The sequence below is a fragment of the Streptomyces lydicamycinicus genome, from assembly GCF_000829715.2.
Taxonomy (GTDB): Bacteria; Actinomycetota; Actinomycetes; order Streptomycetales; family Streptomycetaceae; genus Streptomyces; species Streptomyces lydicamycinicus.
The window spans coordinates 1-19,106 of the sequence record NZ_BBNO01000011.1 but is presented as its reverse complement, the minus strand read 5'-3'; the positions used below and the strand labels follow the sequence as shown (position 1 = coordinate 19,106).

Here is a 19,106-nt window from a genome sequence, read left to right as displayed (position 1 = left end):
AGGGCCCCGGCAGAGAGGTTTCTGCCGGGGCCCTCGGATGCGCAAGGACGGCTTCCCGCCGGGCGGTGCCCACGTGGCCGGGCCGGCGCGGGCAGCGGCCGTGCGGTCACCCGACGTGGGTGTCCGCCGCCTCGACCTCGTCGCGGGTGATGCCCAGCAGATACAGCACGGTGTCCAGGAACGGCACGTTCACCGCGGTGTGCGCCGCCTCCCGCACCACCGGCTTGGCATTGAAGGCGACCCCGAGCCCGGCCGCGTTGAGCATGTCGAGGTCATTGGCGCCGTCGCCGATCGCCACGGTCTGCGCGAGCGGCACCCCGGCCTGCTGCGCGAAGTCCCGCAGCAGCCGGGCCTTGCCGGCCCGGTCCACGACGGCGCCGGTGACCCGCCCGGTGAGCTTGCCGTCGACGATCTCCAGGGTGTTGGCGGAGGCGAAGTCCAGCCCCAGCTCCTCCTTGAGCGCATCGGTGACCTGGGTGAAACCGCCCGAGACGACGCCGACTTGATAGCCGAGCCGCTTGAGGGTCCGGACCAGGGTGCGGGCCCCGGGGGTGAGCCGCACCTCCTTGCGCACCGCGTCGACCACGGACGCGTCGAGCCCGCCGAGCAGCTTCACCCGGGCGTGCAGCGACTGCTCGAAGTCCAGCTCACCGCGCATCGCGGCGGCCGTGACCTCGGCGACCTCGGCCTCACAGCCGGCGTGCGCCGCGAACAGCTCGATGACCTCGTCCTGGATGAGCGTCGAGTCGACGTCCATGACGACCAGCCGCTGTGCCCGGCGCTGGAGTCCGGCCGACACCACGGCGACATCCACCCCGAGCTGTGCGGCCTCGGGCGCCAGCACAGTGCGCAGCGCCTCGGTCGCCGCACCGGAGACCGCGAACTCGACGGCCGTCACCGGATACTTGGCCAGCCGGAAGATACGGTCGATGTTGCCGCCGGTGGACGTTATGGCGGCGGCGATCGCGGCGGCCGACTCGGCCGTGAGCGGATGTCCCAGCACGGTGACATGCGAACGTCCGGTGCCGCGCGGACGGTTGTCACCCCGGCCGGAGATGATCTCCGCCTGGAGGTTCAGGGACTCGGCCCAGCTGTGCACGGTGGCCCGCAGGTCACCCTCGGCGGAGCCGGAGCCGCCCTGGGTGGGGGAGGGGGCGGTGACCAGTGCGCACAGCGTGATGCGTCCCCGGGTCACCACCTGTTCGATGTCCACGACGTCGACGGAGTAGGCAGCCAGGGTGTCGAAGAGGCCTGCGGTGATGCCGGGCCGGTCCTTCCCGAAGATCTTCACGAGAAGGGTCGGTACGTCATCGCCCGGTACGGCGGTGGCAGGCGGGGTCTGCGATGCGCTCATGGTGCCCTTACGGTAGCCGCCGGGCGGGCGGGTCCGTACGGGTGTCCGGGGTTCGGACCGGCGCGTCCCCGTTCCTCGCGCCCGCACCCCGTGGCTCCCGGCCGCGGCCGCCGCCGTCGATCGTTATGGAGTCGTGTCCGGCCCGCCCCGGGCCGTTGGCCAGGGCATCCGCTCGGCATGCCAACGACCTTGCCGGGCCGAAGCGTTCGGCAGACCGGGGGCACGCGACCGCGGCGGGCCGCGGCGCCCCCCGGGCATTCGTCCGCTTCATCCCATCATGCGGCCTCCGGGGCGGACATGCATGGCGTACTCGGCGGCCGCTGTCGCCCCCCGCCGCACCCGGTCCGTCCGTAACACCCGGTATCCGATGATCTTTGCCCATCCATGGGTTCTTCCCGTGCTCCGGGAGCGTTTGGCGCACCGGCGCGAGCTCCCTGCACCCCGGTCCCGTCCCGGTTTCCGGTCGGTGGGCCGAGCCTGAAATAGTTCCTCACGATGTTCGCCATCCCTAGACTTCCCATACAGGGCGTCACTCGGGGGACTATGTAATGGGGCATGGAGTGCCTGAACTCGTACTCGAATTGAACGGAAGGACCTGGACGCTCGACCCGTCCCGGTCCTACAACGTGGGCCGTGATCCGCAGGGCGACATGGTGCTCGACGACGCCAGGGTCTCCTGGCGGCACGCCACCGTGAGATGGGCCGGCCGCAGCTGGATCATCGAAGACCAGGGCAGCACCAACGGCACCTACGCCCAGGGCCAGCGGATCCACCAGATGGAGATCGGCCCGGGCTCGACCGTGCATCTGGGCAATGCCACCGACGGCCCCCGGGTGACCTTGTCGGCCCCGGCCGCCGGCGCCTTCAGTGCGCCGCCGGCGAGCGCGCCGCAGCAGCAGGCCGCGCAGGGTTGGCAGGCGCCCCCCGCACACCAGCAGCCGCCGGCTCAGCAGCCGCCCGCACACCAGCCGCCCGCCCAGCAGGGCTGGCAGGCGCCGCCGCAGGCCCAGCAGCAGCCCTACCTCCCGCCCCAGCAGGCGCAGCAGCCTCAGCACGCGCAGCAGGCCGTGCCCCCACAGCAGGCCCGCCCGCCGCAGGAGCGCCCGGCGCAGAAGGCGGGCGGCGGCCCGGTCCACGGCGACCGCAGCCCGACCACCTTCCACCGCCTCGACATGGGCCGGGTGATGCGCATCGGCCGTGCGCTGGAGAACGAGCTGGTCGTCTCCGACCTCCAGGTCTCCCGCCACCACGCCGAGTTCCGCGCCACCCCCGACGGCCGCTTCGAGATCCATGACCTCGGCAGCCACAACGGCACGTACGTCAACGGCCAGCCGGTCCCCAAGTCCGGCAAGGCGCCGGTCGGCCCGAACGACATCATCGGCGTCGGTCACTCCACCTTCCGGCTGGTCGGCGACCGCCTGGAGGAGTTCGTCGACACCGGCGAGGTCTCCTTCTCGGCCCGCCATCTGACGGTCACCGTCGACGGCGGCAAGCAGATCCTCAAGGACGTCTCCTTCGGCGTCCCGGAGAAGTCGCTGATCGCGGTCATCGGCCCCTCGGGCTCCGGCAAGTCGACCCTCCTCAAGGCGCTGACCGGCTACCGGCCCGCCAACCAGGGCGATGTCCTCTACGACAACCGGAACCTCTACAAGCAGTTCGCCGAACTGCGCCAGCGCATCGGTCTGGTTCCGCAGGACGACATCCTGCACAAGGAGCTGACCGTCCAGAAGGCACTGCGCTACGCCGCCAAGCTCCGCTTCCCCGGCGACACCGCGGAGTCCGAGCGCGAGGCCCGGATCGACGAGGTGCTGCGCGAGCTCAAGCTCGATGTCCACAAGGACAAGCGGGTCACCTCGCTCTCCGGTGGTCAGCGCAAGCGGGTGTCGGTGGCCCTGGAGCTGCTCACCAAGCCGTCGCTGATCTTCCTGGACGAGCCGACCTCCGGACTCGACCCGGGCATGGACCGCGATGTCATGCAGCTGCTGCGCGGCCTCGCCGACGACGGCCGTACGGTCCTGGTCGTCACGCACTCGGTGGCCGAACTCGGGCTCTGCGACAAGCTGCTGGTGATGGCCCCGGGCGGCGGCGTGGCCTACTTCGGCCCGCCGGACGAGGCGCTCAACTTCTTCCAGTACGACACCTGGGCGGATGTCTTCTCGGCGTTCGAGAACTACCGCGACTACGACTGGATGGGGCGCTGGCGCGGCTCCCCGCACTACCAGATGTACGCCGCCGACATCGACGCCGTCGCCCCGCAGTCGGTCAATGTCCAGGTGCCGCCGGCCCGGATACAGAAGTCCCAGAGCTGGGGCTCGCAGCTGTGGACGCTGATGCGCCGCTATGTCTCGGTGCTCGCCTCCGACCGCGGTTTCCTCGGGCTGATGCTGATCCTGCCCGCCGTGCTCGGTGTGGTCTCGATGCTGATCCCCAGCGACTACGGCCTCGGCTACGGTCCGCTGAACAGACACCGCACCAACCGCGACGCGAGCACGATCATGCTGATCCTCGCGGTCGGCATGTGCTTCTCGGGCGCCGCCAACTCGGTCCGTGAGCTCATCAAGGAGCGCGTCATCTACGAGCGCGAACGGGCCACCGGTCTGTCGCGGTCGGCGTATCTGATGTCGAAGGTGATCGTGCTCGGCGTGGTCACGGCCATCCAGGGCGTGATCATCGCGGCGATCGGTTTCTCGACCCGGAACATGCCGGAGGAGGGTCTCCTGGTGGCGAAGGCCCCGGCGATCGAGATGGCGCTGGCGATCATCGCGCTCGGCTTCACCTCGATGATGTTCGGCCTGATCATCTCCGCGCTGGTCAAGACCGCGGAGAAGACCATGCCGCTGCTGGTCATGTTCGCCATCGTCCAGGTCGTCTTCACCGGCGTGCTCTTCCAGCTCTTCGACACGGTGGGCGTCGCGCAGTTCGCCTGGCTGATGCCGTCGCGCTGGGCCGTTGGCGCGATGGGCGCGACCGCCGACATGAACACGCTGCTGCCGTGGGAGCCGGGCAACCCGGACCCGCTGTGGAAGCACCAGACCGGCGTCTATGTGATGGACATGATCATCCTGATCACGCTGGGCGTCGCCCTTGCCTTCGTCGTCGCGCGGCTGCTGCGCCGCCACGAGCCGGAGGTCATGCGCAAGTAACGCCGCGCACCGCACGGCAACGCCCGAGGGGCGGCACCCGAAACGGGTGCCGCCCCTCGGCGGTGTGCGCGGACCGCGTCAAGCGCCGGCTCAGTACGCCGAGTTGACGTTGTCCATCGAGCCGTAGCGGTCGGCCGCGTAGTTGCAGGCGGCGGTGATGTTGGCGACCGGGTCGTACAGGTTCCAGGAGGTGCCCTCGACGTGGTACGCGTTGAAGGTCGGCTGGATCACCTGGAGCAGGCCCTTGGACGGGGTGCCGTTGATGGCGTTGATGTCCCAGTTGTTGATGGCCATCGGGTTACCGCTGGACTCCCGCATGATGTTGCGGTGGATGCCCTCGTAGGAGCCGGGGATGCCCTTCTTGGCCATGATGTCCAGCGACTCGCGGATCCAGCCGTCCAGGTTGTCCGGGTAGACCTTGGCGGCGGGCTTGGCGGCCGGCTTCGGGGCGGCCGCGGGGATCGCGGTGCGCACCTCGGACCGGTTCGCGGCGGCCTTCGCCGCGCGCTCCTTCGCGGCCTTCGCCTTCGCCGCGGCGACGGCCTTGGCCTTGGCGGCCTTCTCGGCGGCGGCCTTCTTGGCGGCGGCCTCGGCCTTGCCCTTGGCGGCGGAGTTGTCGGCCTGCTGGGTAATCGTGGCCTGCTGGGTCTTGGCGGCGGTGGCTACCGCGCTGAAGGCAACCGGCTTCACGTTCTCGACGGCGGTGGCCTGGCTCGTGCCCTGGTCGGCGCCGGCGCCCGGAACGATGCTGAAGACCAGTGCGGCGGCGCCGGCGGTGGCGACACCGGCGACGGAGAGCTTGTGGGTCCGGGACAGGCGGGGGAGACCAGAAGTGAGGTGCTTAGGCATGGCGGGACAGACCTTCCGAATGGGGGGAGGTCGCACGGGCCTTGAGCGGGGCGAACGCCGAGTTTCCGACCACGGCGCCGAGCGACGAAAGCCATTCTTAGCGGCAGGAAATTGCCCCGGCAAAGGTGTGACGTACGATCCGACTTAGTGGAACCACGGTGCGGAATATTCCGTCCCCGATAGCAGCGGCCCAGCTCAAGCCCTATTTACGGTTCCACTACCCCCGCTCGTAAGTGACCTGCGTCCTATGCGCGGCGTCACAGTGCCAAGGGGTTTGTCTCGCCAGACGTAATTGCAAACGCACAGCCTGTATATGCCAGAACTCGCCCGCGACTCAATCGAGGGACTTTCTGGTCAAATCGGACACTTCGCATTCCGGTGAGGGGAAAGCGCGCTGGAATCACCGCGAGCGCGCGCCCGCCGACGGGCCTGCGCCGCCGCACCGCCGCCCCCCCACGCCGCGCGCCCGTCACGGCGGCGTGGGGCGGCGGTGCGGCGCTTCATAGGGCGGGCGCGGCGCCACCGACTCCGGACCTCAGTCCGGCAGCACCAGATGCAGATCCCCGAATTCGTGCCACAGATAGCGCCCCCGCACCGCCGCCGCGTAGGCGTGCCGCAGCATCTCCCCGTCCGCTGTCCCCGCCGTCGCCGACGCCACCGCCTCCAGCATCAGCAGATGGGACGCGGTGGGTTCGTGCAGCCCGGTGAGCAGACCGTCCACCGCCCGCACCCCGCGCTCCGGCGTCACCACCAGCTCCGTCCAGCCGGCCGCGGGCCGTACCCGCCCGTCCGCCCCGGCCGCCGATTCCAGGGCCCGTACGGCCGTGGTCCCCACCGCCACGATCCGCCCGGCGGGGGTGCCGCCCGCGGCCCGGCCCCGCCGCGCCGCCGCCCTGCGCCGTGCTCGTGCGGCGTTCACCAGCCACGCCGTCACCGGCGGCACCACGAACCGCTCCGGGTACGGCGGCTCGAACGCCTCCGCCGACGCGACCCCCGTGTGCAGCGAGACCGGCGCGAACTGCACCCCCTTGCTCACCAGCCGCGCCACCAGCTCCGCGGTGAAGGGCCGGGCCGCGCTCGGCATCTCCGCACTGCCGCCGCCGGGCGCGTCCACCGCGAACACCGTTTGGTACGCGGCCAGCGGCTGGTCCCGGTCCGTGTAGCCGTAGCGGATCGGTCGCCCGTGGCGCCGCATCAGCTCCGGCACCCGCGCGCCCGTCACCCGTGCCCACCACAGCCGTACGCCCCCGGGGTCCACCGGGGCCTCCAGGACCAGCCGTGCCCCGCCGGGCAGCCGCACCACGGTGCCCGCCGGGCCGCCCGCCCGCGGCCGGGTGCTGCCGTGCCCGTCCGGGCTGCGCAGCTCCACCGCCCAGCGCCCGGCCGCCGCCCGGCCCGCCGGATGCCACCGGTCCCCGCGGGTCGAGAAGTGCACCACCACCGGCTCACCGCGCCCCCGGCCGTCCCCGGCCCGGCCGTCCACCGCCGCCGGCAGCGTCCGTGAGGTGTTCACCACCAGGACGTCCCCGGCCGCCAGCAGATCGGGCAGCTCCCCAAAGGTGTGGTGGTCAACCTCGGCCGTGCCCCGGCTCACCAGCAGTCGTACGGCGTCCCGGCCCAGACCGGGCCCCCGCTGCTCGGCCGGGACACGGGCCGACAGCTCGTCCGGGACCCGCAGCAGATCCGCGATCACCGGGAGCTCACCCCGCCGGGCGTGGCCGCCGCCGTATACCGCCCGCTGGGGGCGCCGCCGTCCAGCAGTCGCAGCAGCCCCGGGACCACCGTGGCGGGCAGCGGGCGCCCCGAGGGGTCGTCCTCCGGAGCGGCGGCCGCGTAGAGGTCGGTCCGCATATCGCCCGGGTCCACCCACCACACCCGCAGCCCCGGTTCCTCCACCGCGAGCACCGCCGACTGCTGGTCCAGTGCCGCCTTGGCGGCCCCGTATCCGCCCCAGGTCGGATAGGCCTCGACGGCGGCGTCCGAGCTGATGTTGAGAATCGCCCCACCTGTCCCTATATAAGGGGGCGAATCGGACGAACCGGCATTTCGGACATTCTCGATATTGGGGTGTGAATCGTATCCCCTGCCATTGTTGTCACCGCCTCCCCCAAGGGTGCTATTTGCGTGAGGCACCACTTCCTCATACGACGCCAAATAGGAGGACATGCGCAAAAGGGGCATGGCTTCCTGAATAAGTCCCAGTGGCGCCACCACATTCACCTCCAGCGCCGCCCGCAGCCCCTCCAGCGGATGGTCCGCCAGCCGCACCAGCGGCTCGGCCCCCAGCACGCTCGCGTTGTTCACCAGCAGATCGAGCCCGCCCAGCTCACCGGCCGCCGCCACCAGCGCCGCCCGGTGTCCGGCGTCCACCACGTCCCCGGGCAGCGCCACCACCCGGGCCGCCGCCCCTCGCCCCGCTCCCTGTCCCGCCGCGCGCAGCTCCCGCGCCGCCTCCTCCAGCGGCCCCGCCGACCTGGCGTCCACCACCAGATCCCAGCCCCGCCCGGCCAGCGCCGCGGCGAGCGCCCGGCCCAGCCCCTTCGATGCCCCCGTGATGATCGCCACCGGCATGATCACATCCCCTTTCGGCCCGGACCGGGAGCCCGGCCCTCGCCCTCACGGTAGGAACGGCGCCACGCCCCGGACGTCGGCCGCCGGACCGGCCGTGGCCAGGGCATTCGGCCTAGGCCGGGGGGCGTAGGCGGCAGCCGTCATCGGACCGATACGGCCTGGTCGCCCCGCCGGTACGGTGAGCCCATGACCAACGGACCGGGAGCCGGGATCCCCGCGGTGAGCACCGCGATCCTGGCGATGAGCAGGCATCTGGAGGTGCGCGACGTCCTCAAGACGATCGTGGCCTCGGCCCGCGAGCTGCTGGACGCCGAGTACGCCGCCCTGGGAGTGCCCGACGATCACGGCGGCTTCGCCCAGTTCGTGGTGGACGGCGTCAGTGCCGAGCAGTGGAAGGCCATCGGCCCGCTGCCCCGCCAGCACGGCATCCTCGCCGCGATGCTGCACCACGCCACTCCCGAGCGGCTCGCCGACGTCCGGACGGACCCGCGCTTCGGTGGCTGGCCGGAGGCCCACCCCGATATGTCCGACTTCCTCGGCCTGCCGGTCGCCGACGGTGACGAGATCCTCGGCGCCCTCTTCCTGGCAAACAAGCGCTGCCCCAAGCCGGCCGGCGGCTGCGGTTTCACCGAGGAGGACGAGCGGCTGCTCGGGATACTCGCCCAGCACGCCGCCATCGCCCTGACCAACGCCCGCCTCTACGAGCGCAGCCGTGAGCTCACCATCGCCGGGGAGCGCGCCCGGCTCGCCCATGAGCTGCACGACGCCGTCGCCCAGAAGCTCTTCTCGCTCCGCCTCACCGCCCAGGCCGCCACCGCCCTGGTCGACCGGGACCCGGCCCGCGCCAAGGACGAGCTGCACCAGGTCGCCGCGCTGGCCGCGGAGGCCGCCGACGAACTGCGGGCCGCCGTCATCGAACTGCGGCCCGCGGCCCTGGACGAGGACGGCCTGGTCGCCACCCTGCGCTCACAGGCCCAGGTCCTGGACCGGGCCCACTCCGCACGGGTCACCTTCGAGGCCCACGGCCTCCGGGCACTGCCCGCCGCCCAGGAGGAGGCCCTTCTCCGGGTCGCCCAGGAGGCGCTGCACAACGCGCTGCGGCACTCCGGCGCCAAGACCGTCGAGGTGAGCCTGGTCCGCGACGGCCAGGGCGCGCTGCTGCGGATCGCCGACGACGGCTGTGGTTTTGACCCCCGCGCGGTCCGCCGGGCCGGCCGTCATCTCGGCCTGGTCTCGATGCGCGACCGCGCCGGCGGCGTCGGGGGAAAGCTCACCGTGGAGTCGGAGCCCGGCAAGGGCACCGCTGTCGAGATGGAGGTGCCCGGTGGCTGAGAGAGACAGGGACGGTGCGATGGGGCTTCCCCGGGACGACGGCAGGGAGCGGCCGGGCCGCCGGGCGACAGGCGAGGGGCGGGTCATCCGCGTCCTGCTCGTCGACGATCACCAGGTCGTGCGCCGCGGGCTGCGGACGTTCCTGGAGGTCCAGGAGGACATCGAGGTGGTGGGGGAGGCCTCCGACGGGGCCGAGGGCATCGCCGCCGCCGAGGAACTGCGCCCCGACGTGGTCCTGATGGACGTCAAGATGCCCGGCATGGACGGTATCGAGGCGCTCCGCAAGCTGCGTGAACTCGACAACCCCGCCCGGGTGCTGGTCGTGACCAGCTTCACCGAACAGCGCACCGTCGTCCCGGCGCTGCGCGCGGGCGCGGCCGGCTATGTCTACAAGGACATCGATCCGGACGCGCTGGCCGGCGCCATCCGCTCCGTACACGCGGGCCATGTCCTGCTCCAGCCGGAGGTGGCCGGCGCGCTGCTCGCCCAGGAGGAGAACAACGGTGGCCAGGGGCGCGGTACCTCACTCACCGACCGGGAGCGTGAGGTCCTCGGCCTGATCGCGGACGGCCGCTCCAACCGTGAAATCGCCCGCGCGCTGGTGCTGTCCGAGAAGACCGTCAAGACCCATGTCTCCAACATCCTCATGAAGCTCGACCTCGCCGACCGCACCCAGGCCGCCCTGTGGGCCGTACGGCACGGCATCGGGGCCTGACCGCCGTACGGGAGGACCGCCGCACCGCGGTCTCCTGTACGACCCCGGCGCCCCTGTACAACGACAGCAACCGGAATGTCGTCGTCAGATCCGAGATTCATACTGTCGTGTAGCCGTAGCCCGTTTGGCGTATCCCTTCCCGGGCCGGTCCGTTGTCCAGTGCAGCCGTGGCGGCTGGCCACGGCAACGGCAACGAGGAGCTAGAGAAGTGAAGAACATCAAGCGCGCAATGGCCGTCACGGTGGCGGCGAGCGGTCTCGCCCTCGCGGGCGCCGGCATCGCCTCGGCGCACACCCCGCAGGCGCAGGGCGCCTCGATGGACTCCCCGGGCATCGTCTCCGGCAACAACGTCCAGGTCCCGGTGCACGTCCCGGTGAACGTCTGCGGCACCACCGCCACCGTCATCGGTGCGCTCAACCCCACCTTCGGCGCCCCCTGCCTCAACCCCTGAGCACGGGCCTGCCCGCAGGCTCCGCCTGACCCGCGCGACGCCACGGTCCGCGCGGGTCGCCCCGGACCGGCCCGCCCCGCAGGGCGCGGGGCCGGTCCCCTCCCTCCGCCCCCGTCATTCCGGCCCTGTGCCACCACGTGAGGAACACCCCCCCCATGAACACCGCCAAGAAGGCCGCTCTCGTCCTTGCCACCACCGGTCTCGCCCTCGGTGCGGCCGCGGGTTCGGCCTTCGCCACCAGTGGCGCGCAGGCCGACGGCAGGGCCACGAACTCCCCCGGCATCGGCTCCGGCAACCTGGCGCAGGTGCCCGTGCACGTCCCCGTGAACGCCACCGGGAACAGCGCCAATGTCATCGGTGTGTTCAACCCCACCTTCGACAACGTCAGCTCCAACAACTGAGGTTGTCCGATCTGGGATGCCCGGCTCCGCCTGCCCAGAGCCGTGCGCCCCACTTCGGCACGGGCCCCGTCGACCACACAATGGTCCGGCGGGGCCTGTCCCGTTTCAGCCCCGGTTCCGCTCCCGCTCCTCCACCGCGGAGTTGTACGCCGCCACCTGCGCCCGCCGGGCCGTACGCTCCACCGGCCGCAGCGCCTCGGCACGGGCCGCGATCTCCGACGAGCTCACCGCCGCGCCGTGCTCCCGGCCGTCCCCGCCGGCCCGCTGCGCGATGCCGATGAGCGCACCGACCCGCTGCGCCAGCTCCAGCACCCGCACCGCCCGCGGCGGATACCCGGGGGCGAGCACCTGCCGTCCGGCCTCCGCCCGCGCCCGGTACGCCGCCAGCGCCGCCTGCGCCACCGGACCGGAGCCGGCGACATCCAGCCGCGAGAGCAGCGCGGTCGCCTCCTGGAGCGCCTCCGCCAGCTCCCGCTCCGCCTCGCCCAGCGACGGCACATCGGCGGGCGGCGCCTCCCGTACCGGCAGACAGCGCCAGACCACCTCCACATGCACATCGGGCCCGGTGCCGCCCTCCGGCCCGGCCTCGTACGTCTCCGGAACGAGCCCGAGCCCGGCCCCCGAGGCGATCACCGCCTCCTCGGCCTCCAGGGCCCGTGCGTTGAATTCCGGCGGTCCGCACAGCCCCAGCGGATGGCCGGGCACCGGCAGCGCCACCCGCAGGCCGACGGCCCCCAGCGCCCGCAGCCGTCCCAGCGCGAGCGTCAGCCCGACCGGCGCCGCCTCCCCGGGCAGGCCCTCCACGCGGTGTACCGCATCGTCGTCCGCGATCCGATGCGCGGCTTCATCAGGTGAGACAAGTCCGGCCAAAAGGGCATTTCCCCATGCCGCCAGCCGTCCTGAACGAGGTTCATCGAGCATGGTCCCCAGCCTAGGGAAGAGCACCGACAACGAGTGGCGTAGGTTTGCAGGGGGGCTGCGCCTACAGGTGTATGCGACGACCGAGAAGCAATGGGAGACAACGCGCTCATGAGCGATGTGCTGGAGCTGGTGGACGTATCCGTGGTCCGCGAAGGACGGGCTCTGGTGGACCAGGTCTCCTGGTCGGTGAAGGAGGGGGAGCGCTGGGTCATCCTCGGCCCCAACGGGGCGGGCAAGACCACCCTGCTGAACCTCGCCTCCAGCTACCTCTTCCCGAGCTCCGGCAGCGCCTCGATCCTCGGTGAGCAGCTCGGCAAGGTCGACGTCTTCGATCTCCGCCCGCGCATCGGCATCGCCGGTATCGCCCTCGCCGACAAGCTGCCGCGCAGCCAGACCGTGCTCCAGACCGTTCTCACCGCCGCGTACGGCATGACGGCGAGCTGGCAGGAGAACTACGACGACATCGACGAGCAGCGCGCCCGGGCATTCCTGGACCGCCTCGGCATGACCGCCTACCTGGACCGGAAGTTCGGCACCCTCTCCGAGGGCGAGCGCAAGCGCACCCTGATCGCCCGCGCGATGATGACCGACCCCGAGCTGCTCCTGCTGGACGAGCCGGCCGCCGGCCTCGACCTCGGCGGCCGCGAGGACCTGGTGCGCCGCCTCGGCCGTCTCGCCCGCGACCCGTACGCCCCCTCCATGATCATGGTCACCCACCATGTCGAGGAGATCGCCCCGGGCTTCACCCACGTCCTGATGATCCGTCAGGGCAAGGTGCTGGCCGCCGGCCCGCTCGAACTCGAACTGACCTCCAGCAACCTCTCGCACTGCTTCGGCCTCCCGCTGATCGTCGAGCGCAACGGCAACGACCGCTGGACGGCGCAGGGTCTGCCCCTGACCTGAGCGCCGCCCGCCGCCCGGCCACGTGAGGCGCCAGTCCGCGCCGCTGACCGATCGTGCCCTGTCCCGGGCAGCCGCACGGATCTACCATGAAGCCGTGGATCCATGGGTGTGGTGGCTGATCGCCGCCGTAGGACTGGGCATTCCGCTCGTCGTGACCGCGATGCCCGAATTCGGGATGCTCGCGGTCGGCGCCGTCGCCGGTGCCGTCACTGCAGGCGTCGGTGGCGGCACCGTCCTGCAATTCATCGTCTTCGCCGCCGTATCGGTCGCGCTGATCGCGGTCGTACGCCCCATCGCCAACCGCCATCGCGGCCAGAGCCCCCAACTCGCGTCCGGAGTCGACGCGCTGAAGGGCCGCAGCGCCACGGTCCTGGAGCGGGTCGACGGCGGAGGCGGCGGCCGCATCAAACTCGCCGGCGAGGTCTGGTCCGCCCGCGCCCTCGACGGCAACCAGGTCTACGAGCCCGGCCAACAGGTCGACGTCGTCGAGATCGAAGGCGCCACCGCTGTCGTCATCTGACCCGAACACGCTGCGCGACGAGCCACGTCTCTGAAAGACTGATCAACGGCAAGCCGGTCGCCGGCCGGCACGGACCAGCAACGAAGGGCACGGGAGCCGCTGTGGAACCGATCATCATCGTCCTGATCATCCTGGTGGTGCTCGTGTTCATCGCACTCATCAAAACGATCCAGGTCATCCCACAGGCCAGCGCCGCCATCGTCGAACGCTTCGGCCGCTACACCCGCACCCTCAACGCCGGCCTGAACATCGTCGTCCCGTTCATCGACTCCATCCGGAACCGCATCGACCTCCGCGAGCAGGTCGTCCCGTTCCCGCCACAGCCGGTGATCACCCAGGACAACCTGGTCGTGAACATCGACACCGTCATCTACTACCAGGTGACCGACGCCCGCGCCGCGACGTACGAGGTCGCCAGTTACATCCAGGCCATCGAGCAGCTCACCGTCACCACGCTGCGGAACATCATCGGCGGTATGGACCTCGAACGGACCCTGACCTCCCGCGAGGAGATCAACGCGGCGCTGCGCGGCGTCCTCGACGAGGCCACCGGCAAGTGGGGCATCCGCGTCAACCGCGTCGAGCTGAAGGCCATCGAGCCGCCGACCTCCATCCAGGACTCGATGGAGAAGCAGATGCGCGCCGACCGCGACAAGCGCGCCGCCATCCTCCAGGCCGAAGGTGTCCGGCAGTCCCAGATCCTCACCGCCGAAGGTGAGAAGCAGTCCTCGATCCTGCGCGCCGAGGGTGAGGCCAAGGCCGCGGCCCTGCGCGCCGAGGGTGAGGCCCAGGCGATCCGGGTGGTCTTCGAGTCGATCCACGCCGGAGACCCGGACCAGAAGCTGCTCTCCTACCAGTACCTCCAGATGCTTCCGAAGATCGCCGAAGGCGACGCCAACAAGCTCTGGATCGTGCCCAGCGAGATCGGCGACGCCCTCAAGGGCCTCGGCGGCGCCATCGGCAACTTCAACCCGGCGGGCGGCGGCTCCATCCCCAAGCCCAGCTCGCCGAACCGCGAAACGCCCCCCATCGACTGACCGTTCGGCCTCGTGCATGATCAGTGGTGGCCCCTCGACCTTCATGGCGGGGAGGCGACCCTGACCATGTGAGGAGATGGCCTTGTCCATCGGGGAAGCAGTCGCAGTCTTCGCCGCCGGGATCGGCGCCGGCACGATCAACACCATCGTCGGATCCGGGACGCTGATCACCTTCCCGGTGCTGCTCGCCGTCGGCTTGCCGCCCGTCACGGCCAATGTCTCCAACACCCTTGGCCTGGTGCCCGGTTCGCTCAGCGGCGCCTTCGGCTACCGCCGCGAGCTGGCCGGCCAGCGCCGCCGGCTGCTGCGCTTCGCCGTCTTCGCCCTCATCGGCGGCCTCGGCGGCGCCATCCTGCTGCTGGCGCTGCCCTCCAAAGCCTTCGACACCATCGTCCCGGTATTGATCGCCGTCGCGCTCGTCCTCGTCGTCGCGCAGCCCAAGCTCGCCGCGAAGGTCCGCGCCCGGCGCGAGCGCAACGGCACCACCGCCCACCCCGATGGCGGCCCCGCCCTGCTCCTCGGCCTGATGCTGGCCAGCGTTTACGGCGGCTACTTCGGCGCCGCGCAGGGGGTGATCTACGTTTCCCTGATGGGCGTGCTGCTCCACGAGGACCTCCAGCGGATCAACGCCATCAAGAACGTCCTCGCGGCCGTCGTCAACGGCGTGGCGGCGGTCTTCTTCCTCTTCGTCGCGGAGTTCGACTGGCTCGCCGTCGCCCTGATCGCGGTGGGCTCCACCCTCGGCGGCCAGCTCGGCGCGAAGGTCGGCCGACGGCTGCCGCCCACCGCCCTGCGCGCCGTCATCGTGCTCGTCGGCCTGCTGGCCATCGTCCAGCTCCTCCTGAAGTAGGGGGAGCTGGACGAGAATTCCGGAGGGCGCGCGCTACGCCGGGACCGGCAGCCACTCCGGCAGCCCGTCCCGCACCGACACCCCCAGCGTCGACAGCAGCGCATCCGCCGGCGTCGGCTCGAACGGCCTCCGCAGCAGCCGCATCCCCGCCTGCTCGGGCGTACGGTCCGCCTTGCGGTGGTTGTCCTCCGCACACGAGGCGACGGTATTCAGCCAGGTGTCACCACCACCGTGCGACCGCGGCACGACATGGTCCACGGTCGTCGCCCGGCGCCCGCAGTACGCGCACCGGTGCTGGTCACGCACCAGCACACCCCGCCGCGACCACGGCGCCCGTCTTCGGAACGGCACCCGTACGTACCTGCTCAGCCTGATCACCTGCGGCACCGGCACATCCACCGAAGCGGCACGGATGCGCAGCCCCGGGTGAGCGTGCTCGACGACGGCCTTGTCCTGCATGACCAGCACCACCGCACGCCGCAGCGACACCGTCGACAGCGGCTCGAAGCTCGCATTGAGCACCAGCGTCTCGCGCATCCCGTCCACCTCCCGGACCCGCTCCGCCCCCGCGGCGAAGTTGCTCCACTGTGCAGCGGCAGGTATTCCCCGAACAACGCAATTTCCGTATGCCACAAGGGAAATGGCGGACGATCGGCAGATGAAAAAGAGGTGTTCCGGCGGCGCCGGCACGGCACGAAAAGCGTGCGCTCCGGGTCCCACCCCCGTGAAACACGCGAGACCCGGAGCGTACGGCAGCCGGCGAGGACGCCCGAGACACGTAGGGCTCCGGCAAGCGTCGGACGACACACCTGCGCCCCGACGCTCCCGCCACTGCGGTACCAGCTGCCCGACGCCCTTCTTACGGGGCGGCGGCACGGACACCACTGTGCGTGCGGGAAGCGCCGGGGCGCAACGGAATTACGGCGCTCAGCCCGCCGCCGGCACCTCGTACTCGGCGATCAGCTGGGCCCGCCCGAGGGTGTGGAACCGCAGATTGAAGCCCACCACGGCGGGGGAGGCATCCGCGTCCGGACCGAGCTTCTCCTGGTCCACCGCGTAGACGGTGAACACATAGCGGTGCGGACCGTCCCCGGGCGGCGGCGCCGCGCCACCGAATTCCCGCGTCCCGTAGTCGTTACGGACATGAACGGCGCCCTCGGGCAGCCCCTTCATCTCCCCGGACCCGGCACCGGCCGGCAGCTCCGTCACCGACGCCGGAATGTCGAACAGCGACCAGTGCCAAAAGCCGCTGCCCGTCGGCGCGTCCGGGTCGTAGCAGGTGACGGCGTAGCTCTTCGTCCCCGCGGGCGCACCCTCCCACCGCAGCTGCGGTGAACGGTTCCCCTCGGCGAAGACCTGCTCCGGCCGCAGCGTCCCGCCCGGCTCCACCTCCTCGCTCAGCACCGTGAACTCCGGCACCGGCGGATGGAAATCGTGCGGGAGCGGCCGCCGCTTCAGCTCGGACACTGCAACACCTCCTGGTCGCTTGCTGACACCTGTCCGGCCAGGTTAGAGCCAGTTCCGCTTACCGCCGACCTCCGCCAGCCACTGGTTGAGGTATGCCGCCCAGTCGGTCCCCTCGAAGTCGTTCAGCCCGACCGTGAACGACCGGTAGGTGTCCGACCCCTCGCTGAACAGCCCCGGCTTCTTGTCCATCTCGAGGATGACGTCCATCTCCCGGTCGTCCGCCACGAACGACAGCTCGACCTGGTTGAGCCCGCGGTACTGCTGCGGCGCGTAGAACTCGATCTCCTGGTAGAACGGCAGCTGCTGCCGCGTCCCCCGAATGTGACCCTGCTCCAGGTCAGCGGCCTTGAAGCGGAACCCGAGGCGCCCGAACGCGTCCAGAATCGCCTGCTGCGCCGGCAGCGGGTGCACATTCACCGGGTCCAGGTCACTGGAGTCCACCGCCCGGGCGATCGCCAGCTCCGTCGTCACCCCGACGCTCATCCCGTGCAGATGCGTGCCCAGGAACGTGGTGATCGGCGTCTCCCACGGAATCTCCAGCCCGAACGGGACGGTGTGCGCCGCCCCCGGCTGCACCGTGAACTCCCCGCCCAGCTGCACCTTGGTGAACTCGACGTTCCGCTTGTACTCCTCCTCGCCGCTCTCCACCTCGACGCGCGCCTGGAGCCCGACCGACAGCCCCTGGATCTCCTGGGCCACCGAACCGCCCTGGATCCGCACCTCGCCCTGCACGACCCCACCCGGGACCACGTTCTCCTCGAAGAGCACCGTCTCCACCGACGCGCCCCCGGCGCCCAGGCTCGCCAGCAGCTTCTTGAATCCCATGCTCGTCCTCCCCAGGCGGAACGCCTGTGCTTTGTGTAGCGCGCCGAGATCTCGGCTTGATTCCTACGAACGCGAAACCGCGCAAGCCGGTTCCACGCCACACCTTCCCAACCTCGGCGCTTCCATGGCCAGCCGCCCTCTCCAACGGCTCCACTACGCTCGGTCCGCATGACCGATGTACCGGAACGTATGCCGCTCACCCGCGACTTCTTCGACCGGCCCGTCGTGGAGGTGGCCCCTGACCTGCTGGGCCGGACCCTCCTCCGCAACACCCCCGACGGTCCGATCACCCTCCGGCTCACCGAGGTCGAGGCGTACGACGGCGAGACCGACCCCGGCTCCCACGCCTACCGCGGCCGCACCGCACGCAACGCCGCCATGTTCGGCCCGCCCGGCCATGCGTACGTCTACTTCATCTACGGGATGTGGTTCAGCCTCAACGTGGTCTGCGGCCCCGAGGGCGAGGCGAGCGGTGTCCTGCTGCGCGCCGGCGAGATCCTCACCGGTACGCCCCTGGCCGCCGGCCGCCGCCCCAAGGCCCGCAGCGCCAACGAACTGGCGAAGGGCCCGGCCCGCCTGGCCACCGCCCTCGACATCGACCGCACCCTCGACAGCACCGACCTGTGCACCGGCGGCGCTGCCCCGCTCTCCCTGCTCCCCGGCGAACCGCCGGCCCCCGAGCGGGTACGCAACGGCCCGCGCACCGGTGTCGGCGGAGACGGCGCGGACCACCCCTGGCGCTACTGGATCGCCGACGACCCCACCGTCAGCCCCTACCGCCGCCACGTCCCGCGCAACCGGCGCCGCGCCACCACGGCTACTTGACTCTGTGTGGCGAACCGCCTAACGTAGCCCGAGCCGCTGGAGACGGGCAGCGCTATCTGCGCAGACCGCCAGGCGGCACAACCAACTACTCTCAACGATTCCCTGACGGGTCCTCTTTCGCGTTGCCGAAATTCGACCCCGTCGACCCGATTATGAGTCGCCAGGGAAAGCCGCTAAAGTAGTAACCCGCCGAAAGGCAGCAGCAAATAACTGCTCCGAGGCGGACCTCCGACGGAAATCGGAACCGGAAACGAAACGAAATCCGGATCTGTTAGAGTCGGAAAGGCCGAAAAGCGAAAGCCAAACGGCCGAGCCCGCTCCAGCAGGGCGCCAGAGACGGAAACGGATCTGGTAAGGTTGGAAACGCGAAGAAGCCGAAAGGCGGAAACGCACCGGCGAAAATCGGGCCCGCAAGGATCTGATAGAGTCGGAAACGCAAGACCGAAGGGAAGCGCCCGGAGAGCCTGGTGAAACAGGCACAAAGGAAGCGTCCGTTCCTTGAGAACTCAACAGCGTGCCAAAAGTCAACGCCAGATATGTTGATACCCCGTCCACCGGAAACATCCGGAGGATGAGGTTCCTTTGAAAAGCCCATCGGCACCCATGTGGTGCGGATGGCACACACAGCGAGGACGCTGTGAACGACCGGACCTATTCCGTCTGGTCGTTCCGCTCTCGTGTGTGTTCACCCGATTACGGGTAAACATTCACGGAGAGTTTGATCCTGGCTCAGGACGAACGCTGGCGGCGTGCTTAACACATGCAAGTCGAACGATGAACCTCCTTCGGGAGGGGATTAGTGGCGAACGGGTGAGTAACACGTGGGCAATCTGCCCTTCACTCTGGGACAAGCCCTGGAAACGGGGTCTAATACCGGATACGACCTCCGACCGCATGGTCTGGTGGTGGAAAGCTCCGGCGGTGAAGGATGAGCCCGCGGCC

At 70.5% G+C, this 19,106-nt stretch carries 18 protein-coding genes and 1 rRNA gene; 11 read left to right on the top strand and 8 right to left on the bottom strand.

All coding sequences use genetic code 11. The features are described from left to right. Positions 1-106: 106 nt before the first annotated feature. Entirely contained in the window at positions 107-1,354 is a 1,248-nt protein-coding gene (gene serB / locus TU31_RS32945; protein ID WP_042161538.1) for a phosphoserine phosphatase SerB, read from the bottom strand. A gap of 548 nt (positions 1,355-1,902) precedes the next feature. Between serB and TU31_RS32940 the strand changes: the two genes are divergently transcribed. Then, positions 1,903-4,497, top strand: a complete 2,595-nt coding sequence (locus TU31_RS32940; protein WP_042161536.1) for an ABC transporter ATP-binding protein/permease — start codon at positions 1,903-1,905, stop codon at positions 4,495-4,497. Positions 4,498-4,587: 90 nt separating this feature from the next. Here TU31_RS32940 and TU31_RS32935 read toward each other — a convergent pair whose 3' ends face one another. The 3 genes from TU31_RS32935 to TU31_RS32925 all read right to left on the bottom strand — a co-directional run bounded on the left by TU31_RS32935 (position 4,588) and on the right by TU31_RS32925 (position 7,917). After that, the gene (locus tag TU31_RS32935) at positions 4,588-5,346 is read right to left on the bottom strand and encodes a transglycosylase SLT domain-containing protein (protein WP_042161534.1); all 759 of its coding nucleotides are present in this window, start codon (positions 5,344-5,346) and stop codon (positions 4,588-4,590) included. A 535-nt stretch (positions 5,347-5,881) separates the two neighbouring features. Continuing rightward, on the bottom strand, positions 5,882-7,039 hold the full coding sequence (locus TU31_RS32930; RefSeq protein ID WP_042161533.1) for an S-adenosylmethionine:tRNA ribosyltransferase-isomerase: 1,158 nt from the start codon (positions 7,037-7,039) through the stop codon (positions 5,882-5,884). Next, positions 7,036-7,917 (bottom strand): SDR family NAD(P)-dependent oxidoreductase, encoded by an 882-nt coding sequence (locus TU31_RS32925; RefSeq protein WP_042161812.1) that lies wholly within the window; start codon positions 7,915-7,917, stop codon positions 7,036-7,038. Before TU31_RS32925 ends, TU31_RS32930 begins: the two co-directional genes overlap by 4 nt. Before the next feature lie 186 nt (positions 7,918-8,103). On the opposite strand from TU31_RS32925, the gene TU31_RS32920 reads away from it, so the two are divergent. From TU31_RS32920 to TU31_RS32905, 4 genes are all read left to right on the top strand, one after another. Further along, positions 8,104-9,249: a GAF domain-containing sensor histidine kinase gene (locus tag TU31_RS32920; protein WP_042161531.1), complete on the top strand. Its 1,146-nt coding sequence runs from the start codon at positions 8,104-8,106 to the stop codon at positions 9,247-9,249. Positions 9,250-9,268: 19 nt separating this feature from the next. Further along, a complete protein-coding gene (locus TU31_RS32915; RefSeq protein ID WP_245698957.1) occupies positions 9,269-9,964 on the top strand; it encodes a response regulator in 696 nt (231 codons plus the stop codon). A 208-nt stretch (positions 9,965-10,172) separates the two neighbouring features. Next, positions 10,173-10,415 (top strand): chaplin, encoded by a 243-nt coding sequence (locus TU31_RS32910; protein WP_042161528.1) that lies wholly within the window; start codon positions 10,173-10,175, stop codon positions 10,413-10,415. Positions 10,416-10,570: 155 nt separating this feature from the next. Beyond that, positions 10,571-10,816: a chaplin gene (locus TU31_RS32905; RefSeq protein WP_042161526.1), complete on the top strand. Its 246-nt coding sequence runs from the start codon at positions 10,571-10,573 to the stop codon at positions 10,814-10,816. Positions 10,817-10,921: 105 nt separating this feature from the next. Here the strand turns inward: TU31_RS32905 and TU31_RS32900 are convergent, their stop codons facing one another. Then, positions 10,922-11,737, bottom strand: a complete 816-nt coding sequence (locus TU31_RS32900) for an Rv1486c family protein (RefSeq protein ID WP_042161523.1) — start codon at positions 11,735-11,737, stop codon at positions 10,922-10,924. A 90-nt stretch (positions 11,738-11,827) separates the two neighbouring features. Here TU31_RS32900 and TU31_RS32895 point away from each other — a divergent pair, with 90 nt between their 5' ends. The 4 genes from TU31_RS32895 (at position 11,828) to TU31_RS32880 (ending at position 15,047) form a co-directional block, all read left to right on the top strand. Further along, positions 11,828-12,640 (top strand): ABC transporter ATP-binding protein, encoded by an 813-nt coding sequence (locus TU31_RS32895; protein WP_042161521.1) that lies wholly within the window; start codon positions 11,828-11,830, stop codon positions 12,638-12,640. A gap of 106 nt (positions 12,641-12,746) precedes the next feature. After that, positions 12,747-13,160 carry an NfeD family protein gene (locus TU31_RS32890; RefSeq protein ID WP_042161519.1) on the top strand — a complete coding sequence of 138 codons (414 nt, stop codon included), beginning with the start codon at positions 12,747-12,749 and terminating at the stop codon, positions 13,158-13,160. Between the two features lie 101 nt (positions 13,161-13,261). Next, on the top strand, positions 13,262-14,197 hold the full coding sequence (locus TU31_RS32885) for an SPFH domain-containing protein (RefSeq protein WP_042161516.1): 936 nt from the start codon (positions 13,262-13,264) through the stop codon (positions 14,195-14,197). A 76-nt stretch (positions 14,198-14,273) separates the two neighbouring features. Beyond that, positions 14,274-15,047: a sulfite exporter TauE/SafE family protein gene (locus TU31_RS32880; RefSeq protein ID WP_042161514.1), complete on the top strand. Its 774-nt coding sequence runs from the start codon at positions 14,274-14,276 to the stop codon at positions 15,045-15,047. 33 nt (positions 15,048-15,080) lie between these two features. Here TU31_RS32880 and TU31_RS32875 read toward each other — a convergent pair whose 3' ends face one another. The 3 genes from TU31_RS32875 to TU31_RS32865 form a co-directional block, all read right to left on the bottom strand. After that, positions 15,081-15,584, bottom strand: coding sequence for an HNH endonuclease (locus TU31_RS32875; protein ID WP_042161512.1), 504 nt, complete (start codon positions 15,582-15,584; stop codon positions 15,081-15,083). A gap of 390 nt (positions 15,585-15,974) precedes the next feature. Then, positions 15,975-16,514, bottom strand: coding sequence for a YbhB/YbcL family Raf kinase inhibitor-like protein (locus TU31_RS32870; protein WP_042161510.1), 540 nt, complete (start codon positions 16,512-16,514; stop codon positions 15,975-15,977). Positions 16,515-16,556: 42 nt separating this feature from the next. Continuing rightward, complete coding sequence (locus TU31_RS32865; protein ID WP_042161508.1) at positions 16,557-17,339, bottom strand: sporulation protein; 783 nt, start codon at positions 17,337-17,339, stop codon at positions 16,557-16,559. A 168-nt stretch (positions 17,340-17,507) separates the two neighbouring features. Between TU31_RS32865 and TU31_RS32860 the strand changes: the two genes are divergently transcribed. Continuing rightward, complete coding sequence (locus TU31_RS32860) at positions 17,508-18,164, top strand: DNA-3-methyladenine glycosylase (RefSeq protein WP_042161506.1); 657 nt, start codon at positions 17,508-17,510, stop codon at positions 18,162-18,164. Between the two features lie 706 nt (positions 18,165-18,870). Further along, positions 18,871-19,106, top strand: a 16S ribosomal RNA gene (locus tag TU31_RS32855); the annotation flags it as partial.